Source organism: Caballeronia sp. DA-9, from assembly GCF_051615025.1.
GTDB classification, from domain to species: domain Bacteria; phylum Pseudomonadota; class Gammaproteobacteria; order Burkholderiales; family Burkholderiaceae; genus Caballeronia; species Caballeronia sordidicola.
Genome location: NZ_CP195134.1, coordinates 163,712 through 181,145 on the forward strand (window position 1 = coordinate 163,712; position 17,434 = coordinate 181,145).

Here is a 17,434-nt window from a genome sequence, read left to right on the forward strand (position 1 = left end):
GCGAGGGGCAACGTGCTCAATACCGATAGCGAACTCTTAAAATCATGCACACTGTCCTAACCTTCTAACCCTCTCATCTATCCATGCCATCGTTGTTCACGCCAACCAACGAACAAGTCGCTGTTGTTGACGCGGTTCGCGCGGGCGACGACCTAAAGGTTAAAGCATATGCAGGCGCTGGCAAAACCTCTACCCTGAGGTTGATTGCCCAGGAGTTGTCAGACCGACGCGGCAGCTACCTCGCATTCAACAGAGAGATCGCTGATCACGCCCGCCATGCATTTCCGTCAAATGTCAGCGCGCGAACTGTTCACTCTCTCGCCTACTCTTCGGTTCCATCAAGCCTTACGGCGCGCGTGAATCTACCGGCGGAGCCGCCCCACGAGTTAGCTGAGCGCTATGGCCTCGGGTCGATCGAAGCCGAGCTAATCACCGGCAAGATGGTCGAGATCACTCCGTTTGAGGTCGGCAGAATGATCGCCGACGGGCTTGGCCGCTTCTGTCGGTCATCAGAGCCGCACCCGGAACCATTTCACATTCCCGTTGATGAAAAAGTCCACGAACATGCTGCGCACTCGCTACGTGTGTTCTTGCTACCAAGCGTCGTGCGTTTATGGAACGAAAGTATCGACCCTCGCGGCCGCAGCGCTATCGTGCCTGACGTATATCTGAAAGTGTGGGCAGAAACGAAACCACGGATCGACTCAGACTTTATTCTGTTTGACGAGGCCCAGGATAGCGACGCAGTCATGCTTGCCACGCTTGCTATCCAAAATCATGCCCAGATTGTTTACGTCGGCGATCCGTATCAACAGATCTATGAATGGCGTGGCGCCGTCAACGCGATGTCTCAGATAAATGCGACGGAGCGTGCCCTGACCGAATCTTTCCGATTCGGAGAAACGTTCGCTGTGCTGGCTAGCCGTATCCTGTCTCTCCTCGGCGAAAAGGCACCGATACGTGGCCAAGACAAGATCGGGTCTATCTTGGTAGAGGATCCGAGCGTGTCGCCAGCAGTCGATGCAATTTTGTGCCGTAAAAATGTCACTGCAATCTGGCAGCTCGCGGCTGGCGTCGAGGCAGGTCACAAGCCGGCAATTCGTATGAACCCCACTGAGATCGTCGCTTTTGCAGATGGTGCTGACCTTTTATTGAGTGGAAGGAGAGCTTATAAGCCCGCAGCGTTCGCACTATTTGAAACGTGGAAGGAGGTCCAATCTTTTGCACGGAGCGCCGTGGGTCGCGATCTGCTGCCTATCGTGAGGATTATCGACGAACTTGGTACGGCGTATCTCCGATCACTCGCAGCCCGTGTAACGCCAGAGGCAAAAGCTGACTATGTCATCTCCACCGTGCACCGCGCGAAGGGGCTCCAATGGAAGCGCGTCAAGATAACGAACGACTTCCGGTTTAAAAACAATGATGGACGGCTCATGCTCGAGGAGGACGAGACGCGCCTGCTATATGTAGCCCTGACTCGCGCGCAGCACGTCATGGATGTTTCTGAATTGCGTGACGATTTACTTCGCATATTTAAGTCTGGTAGATGACCGCCGCCGTTCTCTTGGCATTGGATATGCGTGCGCGAAACGGTCGCCGCATCTGTCCGGAAAAGCGCGATTGTGGGGACGGTCTATATTGGAGCCATCCTTAAGCACGGGCGCGCCCGACTTAGAGGCTGCCCTACGCCTCACCGGGAGCATTCTATAGCACGCGATATTTTGCTAATACGTGGTCGCGGATGGTTCGTCCATACACATGCAATCGAGAACGCACATCGGCTCATACGGTAAGCCAAAGATTGCGCTTACTTGTTGCACGAAACCCGCCGGCAATGTTCCACTGTATTTCACGTGTTTATCAAAGTCGGACAAAGCAGGCAGGCCCAGCAACTGGCGGGCGCTCGCCATCCAGACCATCGAATCTTCAAAGTCTGAAGCCGTTACGACAAATGGGAGAATTACCGGTGGAGGGGCCTTAGAGCGATCGGAAAGGGCGTGCAGCAGCGACCAAGAAGTACTCACATCGATAATGCGCTTGTCGTCGCTCTTCGCAGCTTGCAGCAATGTCGCGGCGAAGTCCTCACAGCGGATTGTTCGCCCTGGTTTGCCGACTTGACGGACGTAAACGGCGACTTGAGCAATGGCGTCGTTTGGAACTTGAATCCCAACGCGGGGACCTGCAGGAAACAACTCTAACAAGGAACGATGCAGGGTAGAAAAGTCCACCTTTGAATGATTGACCCACGGTGGTTCTTTCCCTCCCGCGAGCACGTCAGAGAAGTCCGGAGATAGCCACAAACCGCACACGATTTGAAACTCGTTCTGCCGGCTCATGTATCTCCCTCGTCTGACCCCATCTATCAAACGGCGCTCGGCGCCGGCAACTTACGGCAATTGCGAAGACAGCTCGATACGCTTATCGGCCGACTGTCAGTTGCTCTCTGCCGTGAAAGCCGTCCGGTCTTTGCCCTTGATCCACAGAGGTTCCCGCCCCATGCCCGACCAGGTCGCGCCCGTTTCAGGATCGCGATATTTGGGGCCGCGTGATTCGCGCTGTTTCCGCGGTTTTTTTGCGGCGAACACATCCTCTGCAGTAAAGCCAAATTCGGCGATCTTCGCTTTGACTTCAGCCAACGCGCCTTCCGCTTCGATTTCACGAGCCTCAGCAATTTGACGCTCTAGTTCCGCAGCTTGAGCCAACAATTCTTTGTAGTTCAATCGTTACCCTTAATCAATGAGTATTTCACGACACAGCACAAATCTAAAGTGAGTGCTGAACAGCCCTCGCGGAGCCGGATATATCCTCACCCACTCCAGCGATAGTGTTGCAACCCGTCAACGAAATCAACAGGCTGACCACCGACAAAAACGCTAACCAACACCCGACTTTTCTCATTTTTGCTTGCTCCCTTCGCAATTCTCGCCCGTTCCAAACCATAGCCTGCAATAACTGACGCGACGCCCTATGACCTCGTGTGCATAGCAGCTCATTTCCGCCCGTAGCGCAGATTATCGCTCAATGCATGCTCAGACTCTCGCGGAGCTAAACACGCACGGCCTTGCCACTTCCCTTTTCGTGGCAAACGTAGCAAACGTAGTCCGATGCGGCACATCCAACGTGGCCGGGCGCGTGCGTGTTATCCCCGTCGATGTATTGGTTAAAACGGTTATTAATCTATGACACTGAAGATTAGCTAACGGCGGCGGCTGAGTTGTGGACACGGCTAATCTAACTTTATCCTCGCACGCTTATTACAGATTTGCGGTCACAGTACGGTTGATATTGTGGAAACGACGGGAATCGCGAAGACTCTAAGCGTGCTCGCGCTACTCATCGGCGTGAGTTCAGTCATCTCGATAAACGCTGACCGACCGATTCGCTTGATAACGTAACCGCGCCAGGGGAATTCCAATGTCTTATCACGGTCGGCACCACAAGCAACTAGGATCCTAGCGAAATTCTTTCGAGCGATCCGGACGTCCCAGTATGGATCGACTATGCGTAATACCTCCATTATCGCCCCCCGGGCTATCTCTTCGAATTGCTCCTGCCGAACAACGAGATACAGCGTTGGTAACATACGTCTTCCTAAGTCTTGTGCCGCGTGGAAGGTGGCACCGGAGCAGCGAGGTCGTTCGTTTTAGCGTCGCTTATTCTCAAAAAAGCTTCTTTCGTATTAACGCGAAATCCGCGCACATCAAGTTCTTGCAAAAACCCTCTTGCTGCCTCGAGGGTACCGGCGGCCCCCATGTTGTGCTCCGTGGGGGCGCCGACCGCTGTGCGACCAAGGCGGACCGTGAGCAGCTGCAGTGCGCTCTTGTCCAAGATGGTTTTCCTACCAATCGTTAATGTCCGTACCCGCGTCGTGAAGACTATGACGAACCCATTTAGATTCATCTCCCGCATGATAAGGCAAGAGAATGTCCGTACTAAGAACCTTCGGTTCGGCGTCTAGGCATGAAGCGGGTTGCATCATCAAGCGTCTTTTGCACCACCGCGATCGCGTTTAGAACAGAAAGCCAAGGCTGCGCAACATGTGATGACGAAGCTATTGGAAGCGCCCGAAGCTAATCCCACGCATGATCCATAGCGTCAGTTAGTTCCTAACGCGCCACGTCTCTTCCGTTTTAGTGCGAGACCATCGCGACCACCGCAACCACGAATGCGATAGCGATAACCGCAGCCCAAACTTTCTGCATTCCGGGACTTGACTGATTGATAGCTTCTGCGAGGTGCCTTCTTCGTTGATATCGTCGGCGAGCCATGCGTATCCTTGTTTTTTCATTAAAGAATGCGCTGTTTAAAGCTACGCTAGCGAATTAGGCGCAATCACTCTATTTTCCCAGCCGCTCTGCGGAGGCTATTCATAGTCGACTCTAGAAGATGTTTGTTTGATTCGAATCCTAGCCGAAACTGTCCAATCGAGAATACCTCAAACCCAATCTTGTAGGCTGCAATCAGCGCCGCGTCAGCAGTGTCGAAAATCTTTCCGGGTTCTTCGGCGTTCGGCTCGTCGTCGCGCAGAACGGTGATTTCTTCGTTACCTACCATGAACAAAAAAATCGCCCACCCGCTACGGACCCGATTAATAGAAAAATCGTTGATAAGCTTGCCTGAGTACATTGCGGTGGCCTGCGCCAATGAGACGGTTCTATATTTAGTTTTCATGTTGCTTCTCCTTTCCTAAAACTTACCGTTGACTATTGCCACCCTCGAAGCGGCACCGTCACGGGCGTTACTGCGACCCAACTAAAATCTACCGACGAAGTATCAAAGTGATATCGGCATACCAGTCGAAATCTTGAGAGCAGACCCTAATCAGATAACGCGGCAAACAATAGCGCCGGATCAAACCCGAACGTTCCCGGGGATGGTCGTCTCAATACGCTGCGATTCGAATCTGATCAGCGGCTGTCACGTGACAAGCCGCCGTTATCCGGCCCTAACTGCCGGCACGTCTCGCAAGCAACCTTGTAAAGTACCTGGAGGCACATGCAGCGCACCTACGGCAGTCCAAAAAAATTCCCAAAGCAAGCGCCTTGGGGATCGTCGAAAGTTGCTACAAGAACAGCTGAGCAGTTGCTCGCCATGCTCCCTCAAGCGAATCGTCCGCGGCGGCGAACAGATCGCCTTGCCGTGTAGCACGGTCGAGTCGCGGCAATGCCTTCGCGTACCTGCTAACGCCAGAACCGTCAAAGCTATCAGCGCCGGCGGCCGCGCAAATGCAAATCCGACGAGCCGAGTTCACCCGCCCAACATGCAAGTAACAGTGCCGCCGTCGCGCAACAGAACCACAGGCTTGCGCCGTGGCTTCCTTCCACTCGGTCGTGCCACCAATAAAGATGCCGATAGCCGGTGACAGCAGGCTAGCAACATCGTCGATTTGCATCCCGTTCTGCACGGCGAGCAGCATCCTCGTCGGCATGCCGCGTAGTTTTTCCTTCCACCGCAACGAAAACTCCAACGACGCGAGACCACCCGCTACGATGTCCGGCAGCACAATCCAATCTGCACGCTCACCAAGCCGATCTACGGCGAGGAGAAAAGCGTCCTCATCAAATGGCTGCTGCTGGACAAACGCCGACCACGCGCCATTGTCAAGCGCGTACCGCATGCCCTCGGTGCGCAGTTCGCCTTTGGCGGAAACGAGAAGGCGCCATCCGGCATCGCGCAACGCATTGAGGTTCCGTCTGGTTCCCGTACGGCTCGCATAGCCCACTATGGGCGGGCGATGCATCACAATGCGTTCATCGCACTCGCCATCGTCGGCCGATCCATCAACTCCATAATCAGCGTACGCCATGTGATTTTGCGACCAGCCTGCTTTTTCACCGCGTGCGTAGGGCCCAAGCCATTGCGGAACAGAGTGCTCGATTGTCATAGCCGCGGGACCCCTTGCGGAACTTCCTTGCCCGCTGCGTCAAGAATCCGATCTGCGCCTGCAGACCTACGAGCCAGCTCGGCGATCGCCCTCAGCGCGACTTCCGCCTGCGCCCGCGGGTCGTTGTCTGCGATCGCATCACGATCAACCAAGCCTAGGCTGATGAGCGTGTTGAGGACGTCATCAGCGAAATCACTGCACGAGTAAGCCATTGTTGCTCCATGAAAGAAGCGGAGCAGCCCCAACGGGCTGCGAACCCGCTGGGTCAAAAGGTGTATGGTTGATCTACTGCGCGCTGTACCGCTGTCCTCGAGCGGTTACATCGTTCCAGTTCGAGAGATAAGCACGCACGATGTCTGGCCGGCCACGAAGCACCATCACGTTTTCCGAGTTGTACAAAGCTGCCTGCTGACTGTAGTTATACGAACCTGTCTGAATCACAGCGCGGTCGACGGTCAGAAATTTGCTGTGCTGAGCGGGGTATGCGCTCACCACCGTCACTGGAATGCTGGCATTGGCCAGTGCACCGAGCGCAGCACGCGCCTTGCCGCTGCGATCCTCTTGAATGTTGTTTCGATAGTCGACCGTAACGGCCACATCGACCCCTCGCCGTTTAGCCGCGATAAGTGCTCGAACCACGGGCGCTGCCGTAAACGAATAGGCAAGTAACCGAATTGATTGCCGCGCACTTTGAATCGTTGAAAGGACAAGTGCCTCGCCACCGCCATCGGGAGAAAAGGCGACCTGCACATCCGCATCGCCCGCGAACGCAGAAGCCGGAAAGACCGCACAGGCTGCAAGCGCGATAGCAACGCAGAATGAACGAAAGCTCTTCATATTAATTCCTTTAAGTGGAAGGTTTACTGCCGAAGCCCCGCGTCCAAATGGATCGCGGGGCTTCGGCAGATCTCAGCAGCGACGAAGGCGCTGCATGTCCAATGAATGTGCACGCTCCAGCGTGTGTCGGAGCGGTACCGCCGCGCGTGCATCCGAGTGCGGCGAAACAACGGGTGGACGCGGCGCTTTCGGCGGATGCGAATGCGAGGGACCACTGGACACAGCCAAGAGCAGCATCAAAAGATTTGCCATGATTTCACCAATAAAAATGGCGCTCAGTGAGCGCCAGAAGGGTTATGCCGTCGATGCGCCGACGGTTAGTTATGCAACGACAACACGCTGACCGTGAGCCATCGGCCTTGCACCATCACGTCTCGCAGGAGAGAGCCGTTCAAACGGTACTCACGTACGCAAGGTGTTTCGGTGGCGGAAGCCTTTTTAGAAAGGGACGGCTCCGGATTGCGGTCGCCTTCAAGGGATTGCATGCGGGTGCTCCTAAGGAAAACGAGGAGCACCCCATGCGGGGAAGCTCCCCGCGAGGGTTAAGAAGATGGATCAGGCCGCAAGCGCCTGGACGTCGATAATCGCGTCAGCCTCGGCAACAAGATCGGATGTTTGCGAGATAAAGAACTCCCGCTGGTACCCGCCCTGTTGCAACACTTCCCGCTTCATGCGCATGAACTGCAGCTTTCGTTGCGGATCAAGCGGGCCGTCCGATTCATCGCTAAAGAGGGTTTGGTACGGCTGCCCGGTGTTTTGGGCGAGGTATAACGCAATGCCACGCGTCAAACACTCGTTAATCCATACCTTCTGGCCACCCGACATCACCTCGACCAGTTTGGTGCTGTCGTTGTCGGCGTCGTGCACAAGGATTTGAAACCCCTCGCGCATTTCACCGCTGGCCAACGCTCGTTGCGTACGAATCTCAACCGTGAAGCGCCTGCCGTAACACGCCAACAGCAGCTCGTTCACGGTATGCGTCAGCGCCGGCCCCGCGTCGTCGATCGTCAGAGCAACAACACCATCGTTGCCAAGACCTTTTGCCAGCAGCTTCCAATGTGCAATCTCATTGGAGAGACGACTGGCGCGGACTTCTGTCGCGACAAACGGGATCAATTCCGTCTTCAGTCTTTCGCATTCAGCTTGCAACGTCGTTTGCGACCGAATCAGATCCTCAATTCGGGCATCCAACGCCACGACACCTTCGCGATTGACCGATAGTTGGCGGTCGATATCGGCGATCGCAGCGGTCACATCGACTGCACCAAGGCGCGTAACCTCCTCGGTAATCTCCGCCAGCTGCGCCATCAAGCGAGACTTATCAGCCTCGACACGAAGCAGTCGTGCCCGTTCCTCTTCGGCCAAAGCCTTGAGCTCCGATTGTGCAGATTCGAGGCCAATGGTCGCAGCCTCCAGCAACGGTTTCTTAGCAGCGAGCTCAGTCGCTCTTTCGAGCTTCTGACGTGCCACGCTAACCGCATCGTTCAGCGTTTTCAGCTCAGCACGCTTTGCAGCAAGCTGCTCGAGTGCCGGCGCCAGTTCCACAGCCAACTTTCTCGTTTCCGAATAAGTCGTTCGTAGTTGGGCCACCGAAATCCGCTGAACCTCTGCCTGTACCTTCGCCTCACGTGCCTGCGACAACAGCGGACATCTCGTGTGCATCTCGTGGCCAGCACAGGGAACCGAGTCGACCACCGCAGCTTGCTGCCTGAGGTTTTCGAAATGAGCCGCTTTGGTCGGCCCTTCCTTCTCAAGACCCTGCAACTTGCCCTGCAACTCTGCATGCTGAACCTGCTTCGCTTGCAGCGCTGCGATCTCGATCTGCAAAGGCTCGACTCGCGCGGCCTCCCGGCCGATCAGAAGTTGCGCTTCCTCACGCTGCGCTGCCGCTCCAAAAATGGCTTCTCGTTGGGTCAACGTCGCTTGATGCGTTGCGACCGACCGGTTCAGCGTCGACACACGTTGTTGCACGCGCGTCTTTGCAGCCGTGTCATCGTCAATCAGAGCCTTCAGGGCACCGTTCAACTCGTCTCGTCGCACGCCAAGTTGGCGAAGCCGAGCCTCAATGGCCGCCGACTCACTTTGCTTGACGGCAAGCGTCGCGCGCTGCTGAGTCAGGCTGGTTGTGACGGCTACCGCCTTATCACGGTCGATTCGAGTTGTTCGAAGTGCTTCAAATTCACGATCAGCCAAGCGCTGAACGTCCGACACCCGTTCGCGTTTGAGCACCAAAGCCGAAATCTCAGCGTTGACGGCGTCGAGCGCACGACCCAGGTTCTTCGCGACGTCAGCAGCTTTCGCCGACAGCGCCTTCAGATTCTCAATCCCGAGTAGTTCAGCCAGCAATGTCTTGATTTCGCCCGACCCGTAAGATGCAAGCGGTCGACGGTTTTGAGCCGAAAACACACTTGTGAAGAATGTTTCGAGTGAGCCATTGATTGCTTCAACACAGCAGTTGTAGGTATCCGCCTTGCCGTCCGAAACAGTGCCATCCGGTAACGACACCGGGTGCCACGTGCCATCCATCGACCGATAAGCCAGGTAGTACTCAGCCTTGCCAGTCTTTCCGGGCTTACGAAACGAAAAAGAGGACCGATAGCGGATGCCATCGTGTTCCCATTCGAGTTCCTTGAGCGCAGTGGGTGCACAGATATGGTCCCAATACGAGAACGCGTCGACCGACATCTTCGACGCGTGCGACGGCATGATCGGATACGGGTGCAGGTTGTCCATGATCGTCGTTTTCCCGGCCCCATTGGGTCCGGTCAACGCAATCAGGCCTTCCGGCAAGCTTTCCAGATCGAGCGTGAGGCTGTCACGATGCATACCATCTCGCACACCGTAAAACCCTTCCAACGTGAGTTTCAGTGGGCGCATGGCGGCATCTCCGATGCTTGTTGCGACATCTCAACCCATTGCGCATAGAACCCGTCGTTGTCATCGTCCGGAAACGCGTCGTGAACGGTCCCAATGGCAGGTGCGGCAACAGGTTCGGGCAAGCGAGGCGCGCTCAACGTGCCTTCGATTGCGGCGCTCACCAAATCGCAGACCAACGCAAACTCGCGTCGGGCGCTAATGAGAAGCTCATCCCAGCCCGAGTGACCGGTTAGGGTGCGAATCTCCATCGCGGACCACTGGGTTGCGTAGCCTTCACGATACGACCAGAGGAGATGCTGCAGCTCCACCGTTGGCGTCACAGCGATGTTGCAAATGCCAGGGGCAGTTGCAGACATCACAAGGACTTTTCCGGACTGCGCAATGACAGCGCCGCGGTGTTCGCCGAACGGCTGATGAAAAATCGCCGCAGTGAAGCCGGCGTGGTCGACTAGCAACTTTTGAATCTCGCGCGCCGGACGTTGCTCGGACGCGAAGGTACGAATCCAATCGGATCCGGCAGGATAAAGGCCAAACATGATTGCACTCCGTTAAGGAAGAAAGACGGAGTGCGCCCGTTAGGGATCGCTCCCCGCCAGGGTGAAGAAAAATGAAACTGCAGAGATAGGGTGTTACTTACATCGATGCGTCCAGGACGCGGTGAAACCTTGTTTCGATAACCTCGCGGGCTATCGGAACACGGCTCGTGTTCACGAGTGAGAGAGCCGTAATGGCCTCTCTCACTGGATTGGCAGCTCACGCTGCAAAAAGGTCATCCTCAAGCCACGAGGCCGGTGACCAAACAATCTGAACGGTTGCATCCGGAGATTCAATCGTTTCGACAAGCGTCTCGTGTTCATCACCAACAGGATCAGAAGACACCTGACTGGGCTGAGAAGCTTGAAGGGAGTCGATACGGCCTAAAATGCTTGCCGCTATCGATTCTGCGTCGTTCGCCTCGAGCAACTGAAACCGCTCAAGCAACGGCGCCGCACCGACCTGCGTCAACTCGCACCACCGCTCAAGCTTTCGCTCGACCGTTGTCTCAAGACTGATTCCCTGAGCGCGGCTGCGTGTAACCGGAAGAATGCGCGCTTCAACCTTTAGCTCCGATGCCCCGGAAAAGAGTGCCGCGATCGCATCACGATCGACCGACTGGCGATGCTCCTCATCAACCTGCCAACGAACGCGAACAAACTTGTCCGTTGAACTTGCCGCGATCTCGGCAAGCCGCGCCATGTCAGGCGGCCCGTCAAAGTCGATACAGACCGTCTCCCGCGCGGGGGTTGCGACCAGCTCCGCTCTCGCGTCGCCGGCAGAGACCTCCCACAGCAGATAGCCCTTGTCGCCCTCTTCGCCGTAATGGAAGCGCCCGATTGATCCCGGATACGCCACCACACGCCCTGCGCGCTCCCATTGCTGGTGTTTGTGAATATGTCCCAGCATGAAAGCATCGCAATCGGCGTCAAACAACGCACCGAGGGAAAACTCGTGATCGAAACCGGCCATCGTGACGCCGTGTTCGGTCGTGCAGCCATTGACCGTCCCATGAGACACACCGACCGTTCGAATACCAGCCGCGCGCAGCTCACGGTTGACCTTGCCGGCCGCCGTGAGATAGTCGCTCAGCACGTCGCCAAGCGCAGTCACCGCATCCCTCGCGCCCACCGCGGCCGCGAGTTGCCCCTTGTTGACCGTGGGCAAACACGTGAACACGACATCCGCGCCGATGTTCAAGACGCTTCTCAGTTCTTCTGGGCTAAAAAGCGGCCCAGACGAAGCGAAGAATTGACCTTCGAACCAGCTCACTTGTTGTACGCGATCGGCGATAAACACGGGATACCGGTCGCCCATCAACGCAAAGTTCTTCAGCGTCCCAGGTGGCTCGTGAGAGAACGTGCCTTGCAGCATCAAAACCGGCATTGAAAAAGCGAGCCGGTGGATCTGCTGCGCAAGCCGATTCAGCGATGGCGCATGCGCGTCGAGCCGATGGTCCGTTGCGTCGCCCGAGATGACGGCGAAACCGGTCTGTTGCTCGATGGCAGTGGATACCGCGAACCCGAAACAGCGGTCCGCTTCCTCCAAGTTACCCGGTGCGTAATGCAAGTCAGAAAAATGAGCGATTTTCATGTCGCCTCCTTAAATGAAAAAAGCTGCCTCGGTGTCCCGTGGGCAGCTTCATTGTTGTCGCCGAATGGCGAGAGAAATCTGAATTTAAGAGCTTCGCAACGTGTCGCGCACCTTCATCAGCGTGATGCCAAGAAGGTTTGTTCCTCGCCAGTTTGACTAATCAAGAATCAACGGGTCGCGCTCACCAAGCCCGACACCCCAAATTCGATCGTAGGGGCTCGCTTCGACAAGTTCGGTCGATGCAGTCGCTAATAGCGCCGTTCGCAACCGTGGGTTCTGCGAGAATTTTTCTCGACAACCTACGTACACGATTGCTTCGCGCTTGCTTAACCACTTTTCAATATCAAAGCCTTCGACCTTTCGGCCCAACGCTTTCTGCGCTTTCGGATGACGCGCGGCCAATATTGCGCTGGCCGATGCGGCATCCTCAAATAACTTGGCTTTCGAGAACATCAAGAATTGTTCGACGCTCTGAAATTCGAACCCGCGATAAACAAACTGACAGGGATGCCAGTTGCTCAGTGCATCGTCAGCGCCGAAGAACAACGTAAAGTTGCCGATCTCACGCATCGAAGATTCCTTCAAAACAATTAATAGGCCGCCTAGGCGGACGGATTCGATGCGCAGAGAAGCGCGGTCGGAAACTCTTTAGCGACACAGGTTTGCTGAAGGGCTCTCGGCTCTCGAAGATTTGAAGAAGGTGTACCAGCCCCGAAGGGCCGGCACATGAGGTTAGCGCGAACTACTGGATTCGCTTCACCAGGTGATGACCATTATCGAGTTCAACCTGCTCTCCGACCCGCAGAGCGTCAATGCGTTGAATATCGATTGCGTCATACCCGTTGTCGCCATGAAAGTAATCCTCCGACACGGTGTCCGTGCGTGGGAGGACATACGTTTCATCCCATGTAGCGTCGTAGAGTCGCGTCATAGCGATCCCCTTTTGAGATCTCCTATACAAAGGTGGTCGACTGCACCGCGGTCGCAATTTCCGCCTCGAGTTCAGATCTGTCAGCAAGTGCGCCGGCCAGGAACCGATTCATCGCGTCAATTTGATCGAGCTTATTCGTCCAGCCCTTGCCGTAGCGATATTGACCAAGGATTCTGAAGTCCTGCTGCCGCTCTTCCCGATTAAGGCCCAAGCGATGCAATAGATCCGTCATGCGATCGCGTTTGTCTTCCAGCGTTTCATTCGCCTGTGGCTCATAGTCAACGGAATCGGCGGCCGCCTCGCCGGTTGATTCAGATGTCGTGTTTGCCGCACGTTGATCGACCACATGCGCCTCCCCCGAGGCCTCGAGCAGCGCGACAGCCTGATTTGCGCTTTCCAACGCCGGTACCGCTCCGTCCGCGCCATCAAGCAACGCGCCAAGATCGATATCCGCGTCGAGCACCGTCAGCATCTGCTTCTGACGTACCGCTTGGCCGTTCTCGTCGATCCGCGTGATTTCGAACTCACGCTTTGAAAGCCAGAACCGCGTGCCGGTCAGCCGACCGCGCGCGAGGGCTACCGTCTGCATGGCGCCGTACGCTTTCTGAAGAACGTAGATCGAGTTGGTGGGCAGTTCGATTAGCCCGAGACCCTTAATTTCCGGGATCACGAACAGAAACGACGCTGAGAGATTGCATTTGCGCGCCTGATACTGAGGACATGCATGCGGATCGCACTTGCCATCGGGTATGTCGTCATCCTGTCGGTGAACAATCAGTCTGCCGCCGAATGAACGTCTAACCCTTGTGGCTCGCTCATCGCGTTCGACAGGCGGGTAGGTCTTGCAGTAGCGCACGCCGTCCGGTCCATACTGCGAGAAGAACTGGCGGCTCGTCGTCGTGTACACCGCCATTTCGTTGGGGACGTTTCGAAGCCAATCGTCGAAGGCAAACATCACCGGGAAACGATAGAGCTTCACGCCATCGCCCCGATCCTCGCCATACATCCGGAGGATCTCATCGGCCGTCGCAGGGTTGGAGAAGTCGGAACGCCTGCAGACGAAGTACTGAACGTTCTTCGGCACCAACGCGTTTTTGAGCTTCAGTTTGCTCTCGAGGGTTTTGCCGATCGTCTCGTAAGAGTCGCCGGCGGCCGCCATCGTGTTGTACAGATCAACGGCTTGTTGATTCGCCTGCATTGCGCGCGTCAGCACTTTGATACCCGGGCGAATCTTGCCCATGGTCGGAGGCCGGAGCGCGCGCTCCTCGACAAGACTGCGCGGCGTGAGGTCCAGCATCGATACGACTGCATTCATGATTTTGAGCTCGCGAGAAAGAAGATGGCCGCGGTGCGCAGTTTGGTCGCCTGAGATTCGATCTCGCCGGCGGCCGCACTGCCTCTGCGTTCGGTCACTTGATGGATAAATACGGAACGGTCGGCGTCGCTGAAACTTGCGACCCGAGCCACTTCACAGCGTGTGCGCCACGCATTCGAGGTTGTGTCCCATTCAGCACGCTCAAATTCGATCTTGTCTTTGATCGCGTTTGCAATGCGCTGATTGAGGCGGTCTTGCAGCAACATAAACACCTCCAGAGAAAAAGCCTGTCGGGAACCGATAGGCGAAAAAAAAGCCCGCTCCGGTGAGGGAGCGAGCTTTGAGAAATGGGCAAATGAGACCTACACGCCACGTCCCTTCTGGGGACGTGGCGCACAGGGAGCCAGTGAAGGCTCTATCAGAGGACGTAAAGTCGTCCTCGCGCAGCATGGTCACGCCGCGCAACAGCCCTTTTCGGAAAATACATTCCGCCGCAGGAATCACGGATCAGCCAACTTCGATCGTTCTACCCAGAACAGGCTCTGGAGAGAGAACACCCGAAAAACTGGGTTCGAACGATGTACCCGGTCGCCAAATGAATGCGAGCCAGAAGGTACGAGTATCACGGCTGAAATTGGGGAGTGTTTAGCTAGGCACTCAGCACAAGAAGATATCCACACCAGGAGCTAACTGGTCGGAGCATGCTCAGAAGCACGACTTTGGAGAGAAAAGATGGACTCCGGGATGGGAGTCGAGGTCGATGCGTCAGAGACGCGGGGTATGGATTGAAGTATTGCCGCAAATGAATGTGCCGTGGACTCGAAACGTCACGAATTTGATATGTCTTTCGGTGTGTACACAATCTTCATCTCATTGAGAATCTATGTCTGAGAGAGCACATACAGACCGAGAAAATCATGCCCGCTGTTCCACAGGAAACGCCCGAGGATAACGTCCCCGCTACCCCCGAAGCTTCGCCGTACGGGCCAATCGGGTCAGGCCTCAAGCCACTCGCTCGGCTTACAAGCGACGATCGGATCGCGCGAATTATCCCCGACACTCATGCCCAGACTGAGCTAGCGTACTACTCGGAGTTCGCGCGCGAATTCCTGCGTGCGCACTACAATTTCTGTTCGGCCAAAATGTCCGTTGCACGTGGCGGCAAGCGCGCCGCGATCGAGAACGAGTTCCGGGTGGCAGATGAGTGGTTCAAACGAGCGCTCGCGCAAACAAACAAATTGCCTCGCCGCAACCTCGGTATAAAGCCCGAAAGCGTAACGCTCGAGATGAAGAACGCTCTATCAGGCCGTCTTGTGCGCCTGCTCTCCATTTACGATGTGATCTTCCTCAGAACCCTCGAAGGTCTACTGCTCGGCGTTGTGTCGGGGCATCAGCGTAAATCCGCTTTGGACGCGGCCGAAGCCCGACTCAAACAGTTTCCCTTCATCTGCCAACCGGACAACGATCGATACGCGCCGGAAGGCGTCCTGTTGCCCGAGCCAGATCGCGCCAATTAGTCACTGTCGCTTGCTTGTCCGTCCACGGCTTGACAGTGACGCGCAGGCGATACGCTCAGATCAAGACAACGAAAACGAGGTCCTCTATGGATTTACGCGATATCCAACGGCTTCATGCGCAATTCACGCCCGACATGCTAACCATCGATCTGCCACGACAAATCGCAGCACTTCCCGCGCCGGTCCATATCGGCGGCAATGAAGTCGCCCCGACCATGCGCCGGCGGTGGGCTCAGACCGGACCCATCGTGCGTTTGACCATCCTTGCAGCGGCCGCTGCTGCCGTTGTGGGGATGGCCGGCATGGGTGCTGCAACGATTTACAAAGCGTTAACCAGTTCGCCAAGGTCAACGTCAGTCTCAGCGACAGCGCCTGCGATTACGTCGATGACTGCGCCCGCGAACAAGACCGGAGCCGATGCTATGCAAGTCAAGGAGATCGATGCGGCACCAGCGCAACCCGTGGTGAATGCACCCGGACTCACTTCGAGCGACCTCACAGGCGCCTCGATGCTGGGGCTGACGGCCGATCAATTCCGAAAATCGCTCAAGACGAGCAGCACGCCGACTCAGGCAGCGAACTCGGCACCAGCAACCGCACAAATGACAGCCGAGTCAGAACGCGCTGCGGTCTCCCCCATCCACCGAATCACGCCGCGCAGCAGCATCGCACCCACTGTTGCCCCGACGTCGGTCCCCAGTGCAACAGTGAATGCTCCCGCGCCCGCGGTTTCACTATCTCCCGCTGCCGTAGCAAAGCCAGCGGAACCTGTCGTCGTGCAACAAGTGCCTCAGCAAGCGGTCAGCGTTGTGCCCGTTGCGGCGAGCGAGGCGACTCCAGTTGTCAGCACCGCATCCGCTGCAATCGCGACGAAACAGACGCATCCGGCCCGTCATCGGATCTCGAAGCCGCGCGTCGAACAGGAAGGCGTTGCTGAACCGACTGCGCCAACGCGCGCTGTCACGCCCTCTGCTCCGGCGCGCCGGACAGGATCGAACGAAGTACAGATGTTCTAGGGAGCTTGGACATGAAAAACGAACTTAGCATCACCCTTATCTCCCCCGGCTGTGCAATCAACGGCGACATGATTGTCGATCATGGCGTCAGTTGCTTTGGCTTGTGCGCGGGCAGCGTGATCTCGACGCGCGGCTTGCTCCATATCGGCGAAGGCGGCCTGGTCAAGGGCAGCACTCAAGGCGAGCATGTACGCATCGACGGCCGTGTCGACGGCAATGTCCACGCCCGCGATTCGCTCGAGGTTAACGGTCACGTATCTGGCGACATCCTGTACAGCGGCACAATTCGCTTGGGGCCCAACGCGTCGCTTAACGGCACGCTCAAGCGCGTTACTCGAATGTTGACGATCAATGCGGCTCCAGGAAGCGACTCGGCGTCGCAACAAGAAGAGGCCGCAGCACCGTCTCCAACTGCCCCTATCGTCGGCGCCGCAGAAAAAGCCGATTCGAATGTGACTGAGCTTCACCGCACCGCAGCGTTCTGAACCGTGCCTTGTCGAACGGACCAGTAAGCCCGCGTGGGCGACGATCCGCCTGAAAGATATGCCGTGGATCGCGGCCTCTCACACCTGGTCGCAATCACAATGACTACAAAACCCGACACCGACTACAGATGCGAGACCTGGGAAGCCGCAGCGCAGGAAGCGGCGTTCGCGGATGTGTGTTTTTGCATGCTTACTGATGGGCGATTTATTAACCGCCATGCGATGCCCGACACAGTCGCCAACGGCAGCCCGTTCGTCCTGCCAGAAATGTTTTTGGCCGACCTGCTGGAAAAAGCCTTGCACTCGGAGGAGTAGGGTTTATACTTACCTCGTCTCCTCCATGTCTCCACTGATATGGATTGTGCCCGCCACCTGAGCGGGCCTTTTTTTGTCTTGTGTCTCCGCTTCGTCGGGATCACTTTTTGCATCGTTGTCCTCGCTGCCA

At 56.4% G+C, this 17,434-nt stretch carries 18 protein-coding genes; 5 read left to right on the plus strand and 13 right to left on the minus strand.

Going from position 1 to position 17,434, the window contains the following annotated elements:
* Positions 1 to 83: 83 nt before the first annotated feature.
* Complete coding sequence (locus ACRWA7_RS34120) at positions 84 to 1,550, plus strand: UvrD-helicase domain-containing protein (protein ID WP_438396953.1); 1,467 nt, start codon at positions 84 to 86, stop codon at positions 1,548 to 1,550.
* A 174-nt stretch (positions 1,551 to 1,724) separates the two neighbouring features.
* On the opposite strand, the gene ACRWA7_RS34125 is transcribed toward ACRWA7_RS34120, so the two are convergent.
* From ACRWA7_RS34125 to ACRWA7_RS34185, 13 genes are all read right to left on the minus strand, one after another.
* Positions 1,725 to 2,336, minus strand: a complete 612-nt coding sequence (locus tag ACRWA7_RS34125) for a hypothetical protein (RefSeq protein ID WP_438396954.1) — start codon at positions 2,334 to 2,336, stop codon at positions 1,725 to 1,727.
* Positions 2,337 to 2,432: 96 nt separating this feature from the next.
* Positions 2,433 to 2,720 (minus strand): H-NS histone family protein, encoded by a 288-nt coding sequence (locus ACRWA7_RS34130; RefSeq protein WP_438396956.1) that lies wholly within the window; start codon positions 2,718 to 2,720, stop codon positions 2,433 to 2,435.
* A gap of 1,612 nt (positions 2,721 to 4,332) precedes the next feature.
* Complete coding sequence (locus tag ACRWA7_RS34135; RefSeq protein WP_438396957.1) at positions 4,333 to 4,671, minus strand: hypothetical protein; 339 nt, start codon at positions 4,669 to 4,671, stop codon at positions 4,333 to 4,335.
* A 391-nt stretch (positions 4,672 to 5,062) separates the two neighbouring features.
* The gene (locus tag ACRWA7_RS34140; RefSeq protein ID WP_438396958.1) at positions 5,063 to 5,806 is read right to left on the minus strand and encodes a hypothetical protein; all 744 of its coding nucleotides are present in this window, start codon (positions 5,804 to 5,806) and stop codon (positions 5,063 to 5,065) included.
* A gap of 363 nt (positions 5,807 to 6,169) precedes the next feature.
* Positions 6,170 to 6,721 carry a phospholipase D family protein gene (locus ACRWA7_RS34145; protein ID WP_438396959.1) on the minus strand — a complete coding sequence of 184 codons (552 nt, stop codon included), beginning with the start codon at positions 6,719 to 6,721 and terminating at the stop codon, positions 6,170 to 6,172.
* Between the two features lie 317 nt (positions 6,722 to 7,038).
* Positions 7,039 to 7,206, minus strand: coding sequence for a hypothetical protein (locus ACRWA7_RS34150; protein ID WP_438396960.1), 168 nt, complete (start codon positions 7,204 to 7,206; stop codon positions 7,039 to 7,041).
* 70 nt (positions 7,207 to 7,276) lie between these two features.
* On the minus strand, positions 7,277 to 9,598 hold the full coding sequence (locus tag ACRWA7_RS34155) for an SMC family ATPase (RefSeq protein WP_438396961.1): 2,322 nt from the start codon (positions 9,596 to 9,598) through the stop codon (positions 7,277 to 7,279).
* Positions 9,586 to 10,134 carry a hypothetical protein gene (locus ACRWA7_RS34160; RefSeq protein WP_438396963.1) on the minus strand — a complete coding sequence of 183 codons (549 nt, stop codon included), beginning with the start codon at positions 10,132 to 10,134 and terminating at the stop codon, positions 9,586 to 9,588. Before ACRWA7_RS34160 ends, ACRWA7_RS34155 begins: the two co-directional genes overlap by 13 nt.
* A gap of 217 nt (positions 10,135 to 10,351) precedes the next feature.
* Positions 10,352 to 11,725, minus strand: coding sequence for a metallophosphoesterase family protein (locus tag ACRWA7_RS34165; protein WP_438396964.1), 1,374 nt, complete (start codon positions 11,723 to 11,725; stop codon positions 10,352 to 10,354).
* 156 nt (positions 11,726 to 11,881) lie between these two features.
* Positions 11,882 to 12,295: an NADAR family protein gene (locus ACRWA7_RS34170; RefSeq protein ID WP_438396966.1), complete on the minus strand. Its 414-nt coding sequence runs from the start codon at positions 12,293 to 12,295 to the stop codon at positions 11,882 to 11,884.
* A gap of 172 nt (positions 12,296 to 12,467) precedes the next feature.
* Positions 12,468 to 12,656: a hypothetical protein gene (locus ACRWA7_RS34175; protein WP_438396967.1), complete on the minus strand. Its 189-nt coding sequence runs from the start codon at positions 12,654 to 12,656 to the stop codon at positions 12,468 to 12,470.
* A 22-nt stretch (positions 12,657 to 12,678) separates the two neighbouring features.
* Positions 12,679 to 13,971, minus strand: a complete 1,293-nt coding sequence (locus tag ACRWA7_RS34180; RefSeq protein ID WP_438396969.1) for a recombination directionality factor — start codon at positions 13,969 to 13,971, stop codon at positions 12,679 to 12,681.
* Entirely contained in the window at positions 13,968 to 14,237 is a 270-nt protein-coding gene (locus ACRWA7_RS34185; RefSeq protein WP_438396971.1) for a DUF7696 family protein, read from the minus strand. The genes ACRWA7_RS34180 and ACRWA7_RS34185 overlap by 4 nt, the downstream gene beginning before the upstream one ends.
* A 651-nt stretch (positions 14,238 to 14,888) precedes the next feature.
* On the opposite strand from ACRWA7_RS34185, the gene ACRWA7_RS34190 reads away from it, so the two are divergent.
* From ACRWA7_RS34190 to ACRWA7_RS34205, 4 genes are all read left to right on the plus strand, one after another.
* Positions 14,889 to 15,488: a DUF1845 domain-containing protein gene (locus tag ACRWA7_RS34190; protein WP_438396973.1), complete on the plus strand. Its 600-nt coding sequence runs from the start codon at positions 14,889 to 14,891 to the stop codon at positions 15,486 to 15,488.
* An 86-nt stretch (positions 15,489 to 15,574) separates the two neighbouring features.
* Positions 15,575 to 16,504 carry a hypothetical protein gene (locus tag ACRWA7_RS34195; protein WP_438396975.1) on the plus strand — a complete coding sequence of 310 codons (930 nt, stop codon included), beginning with the start codon at positions 15,575 to 15,577 and terminating at the stop codon, positions 16,502 to 16,504.
* 11 nt (positions 16,505 to 16,515) lie between these two features.
* On the plus strand, positions 16,516 to 16,989 hold the full coding sequence (locus ACRWA7_RS34200) for a bactofilin family protein (RefSeq protein ID WP_438397171.1): 474 nt from the start codon (positions 16,516 to 16,518) through the stop codon (positions 16,987 to 16,989).
* A gap of 99 nt (positions 16,990 to 17,088) precedes the next feature.
* Positions 17,089 to 17,304 (plus strand): hypothetical protein, encoded by a 216-nt coding sequence (locus tag ACRWA7_RS34205; RefSeq protein ID WP_438396977.1) that lies wholly within the window; start codon positions 17,089 to 17,091, stop codon positions 17,302 to 17,304.
* The last annotated feature ends 130 nt before the right edge of the window (positions 17,305 to 17,434 follow it).

Bases quoted from the DNA above. Each gene is read 5' to 3' on its own strand.
- ACRWA7_RS34160 (WP_438396963.1), bottom strand. From the start codon at position 10,134: ATGTTTGGCCTTTATCCTGCCGGATCCGATTGGATTCGTACCTTCGCG.
- ACRWA7_RS34190 (WP_438396973.1), top strand. From the start codon at position 14,889: ATGCCCGCTGTTCCACAGGAAACGCCCGAGGATAACGTCCCCGCTACC.
- ACRWA7_RS34150 (WP_438396960.1), bottom strand. From the start codon at position 7,206: ATGCAATCCCTTGAAGGCGACCGCAATCCGGAGCCGTCCCTTTCTAAA.
- ACRWA7_RS34145 (WP_438396959.1), bottom strand. From the start codon at position 6,721: ATGAAGAGCTTTCGTTCATTCTGCGTTGCTATCGCGCTTGCAGCCTGT.
- ACRWA7_RS34125 (WP_438396954.1), bottom strand. From the start codon at position 2,336: ATGAGCCGGCAGAACGAGTTTCAAATCGTGTGCGGTTTGTGGCTATCT.
- ACRWA7_RS34195 (WP_438396975.1), top strand. From the start codon at position 15,575: ATGGATTTACGCGATATCCAACGGCTTCATGCGCAATTCACGCCCGAC.
- ACRWA7_RS34155 (WP_438396961.1), bottom strand. From the start codon at position 9,598: ATGCGCCCACTGAAACTCACGTTGGAAGGGTTTTACGGTGTGCGAGAT.
- ACRWA7_RS34165 (WP_438396964.1), bottom strand. From the start codon at position 11,725: ATGAAAATCGCTCATTTTTCTGACTTGCATTACGCACCGGGTAACTTG.
- ACRWA7_RS34205 (WP_438396977.1), top strand. From the start codon at position 17,089: ATGACTACAAAACCCGACACCGACTACAGATGCGAGACCTGGGAAGCC.
- ACRWA7_RS34200 (WP_438397171.1), top strand. From the start codon at position 16,516: ATGAAAAACGAACTTAGCATCACCCTTATCTCCCCCGGCTGTGCAATC.
- ACRWA7_RS34185 (WP_438396971.1), bottom strand. From the start codon at position 14,237: ATGTTGCTGCAAGACCGCCTCAATCAGCGCATTGCAAACGCGATCAAA.
- ACRWA7_RS34120 (WP_438396953.1), top strand. From the start codon at position 84: ATGCCATCGTTGTTCACGCCAACCAACGAACAAGTCGCTGTTGTTGAC.
- ACRWA7_RS34170 (WP_438396966.1), bottom strand. From the start codon at position 12,295: ATGCGTGAGATCGGCAACTTTACGTTGTTCTTCGGCGCTGACGATGCA.
- ACRWA7_RS34180 (WP_438396969.1), bottom strand. From the start codon at position 13,971: ATGAATGCAGTCGTATCGATGCTGGACCTCACGCCGCGCAGTCTTGTC.
- ACRWA7_RS34135 (WP_438396957.1), bottom strand. From the start codon at position 4,671: ATGAAAACTAAATATAGAACCGTCTCATTGGCGCAGGCCACCGCAATG.
- ACRWA7_RS34175 (WP_438396967.1), bottom strand. From the start codon at position 12,656: ATGACGCGACTCTACGACGCTACATGGGATGAAACGTATGTCCTCCCA.
- ACRWA7_RS34140 (WP_438396958.1), bottom strand. From the start codon at position 5,806: ATGGCGTACGCTGATTATGGAGTTGATGGATCGGCCGACGATGGCGAG.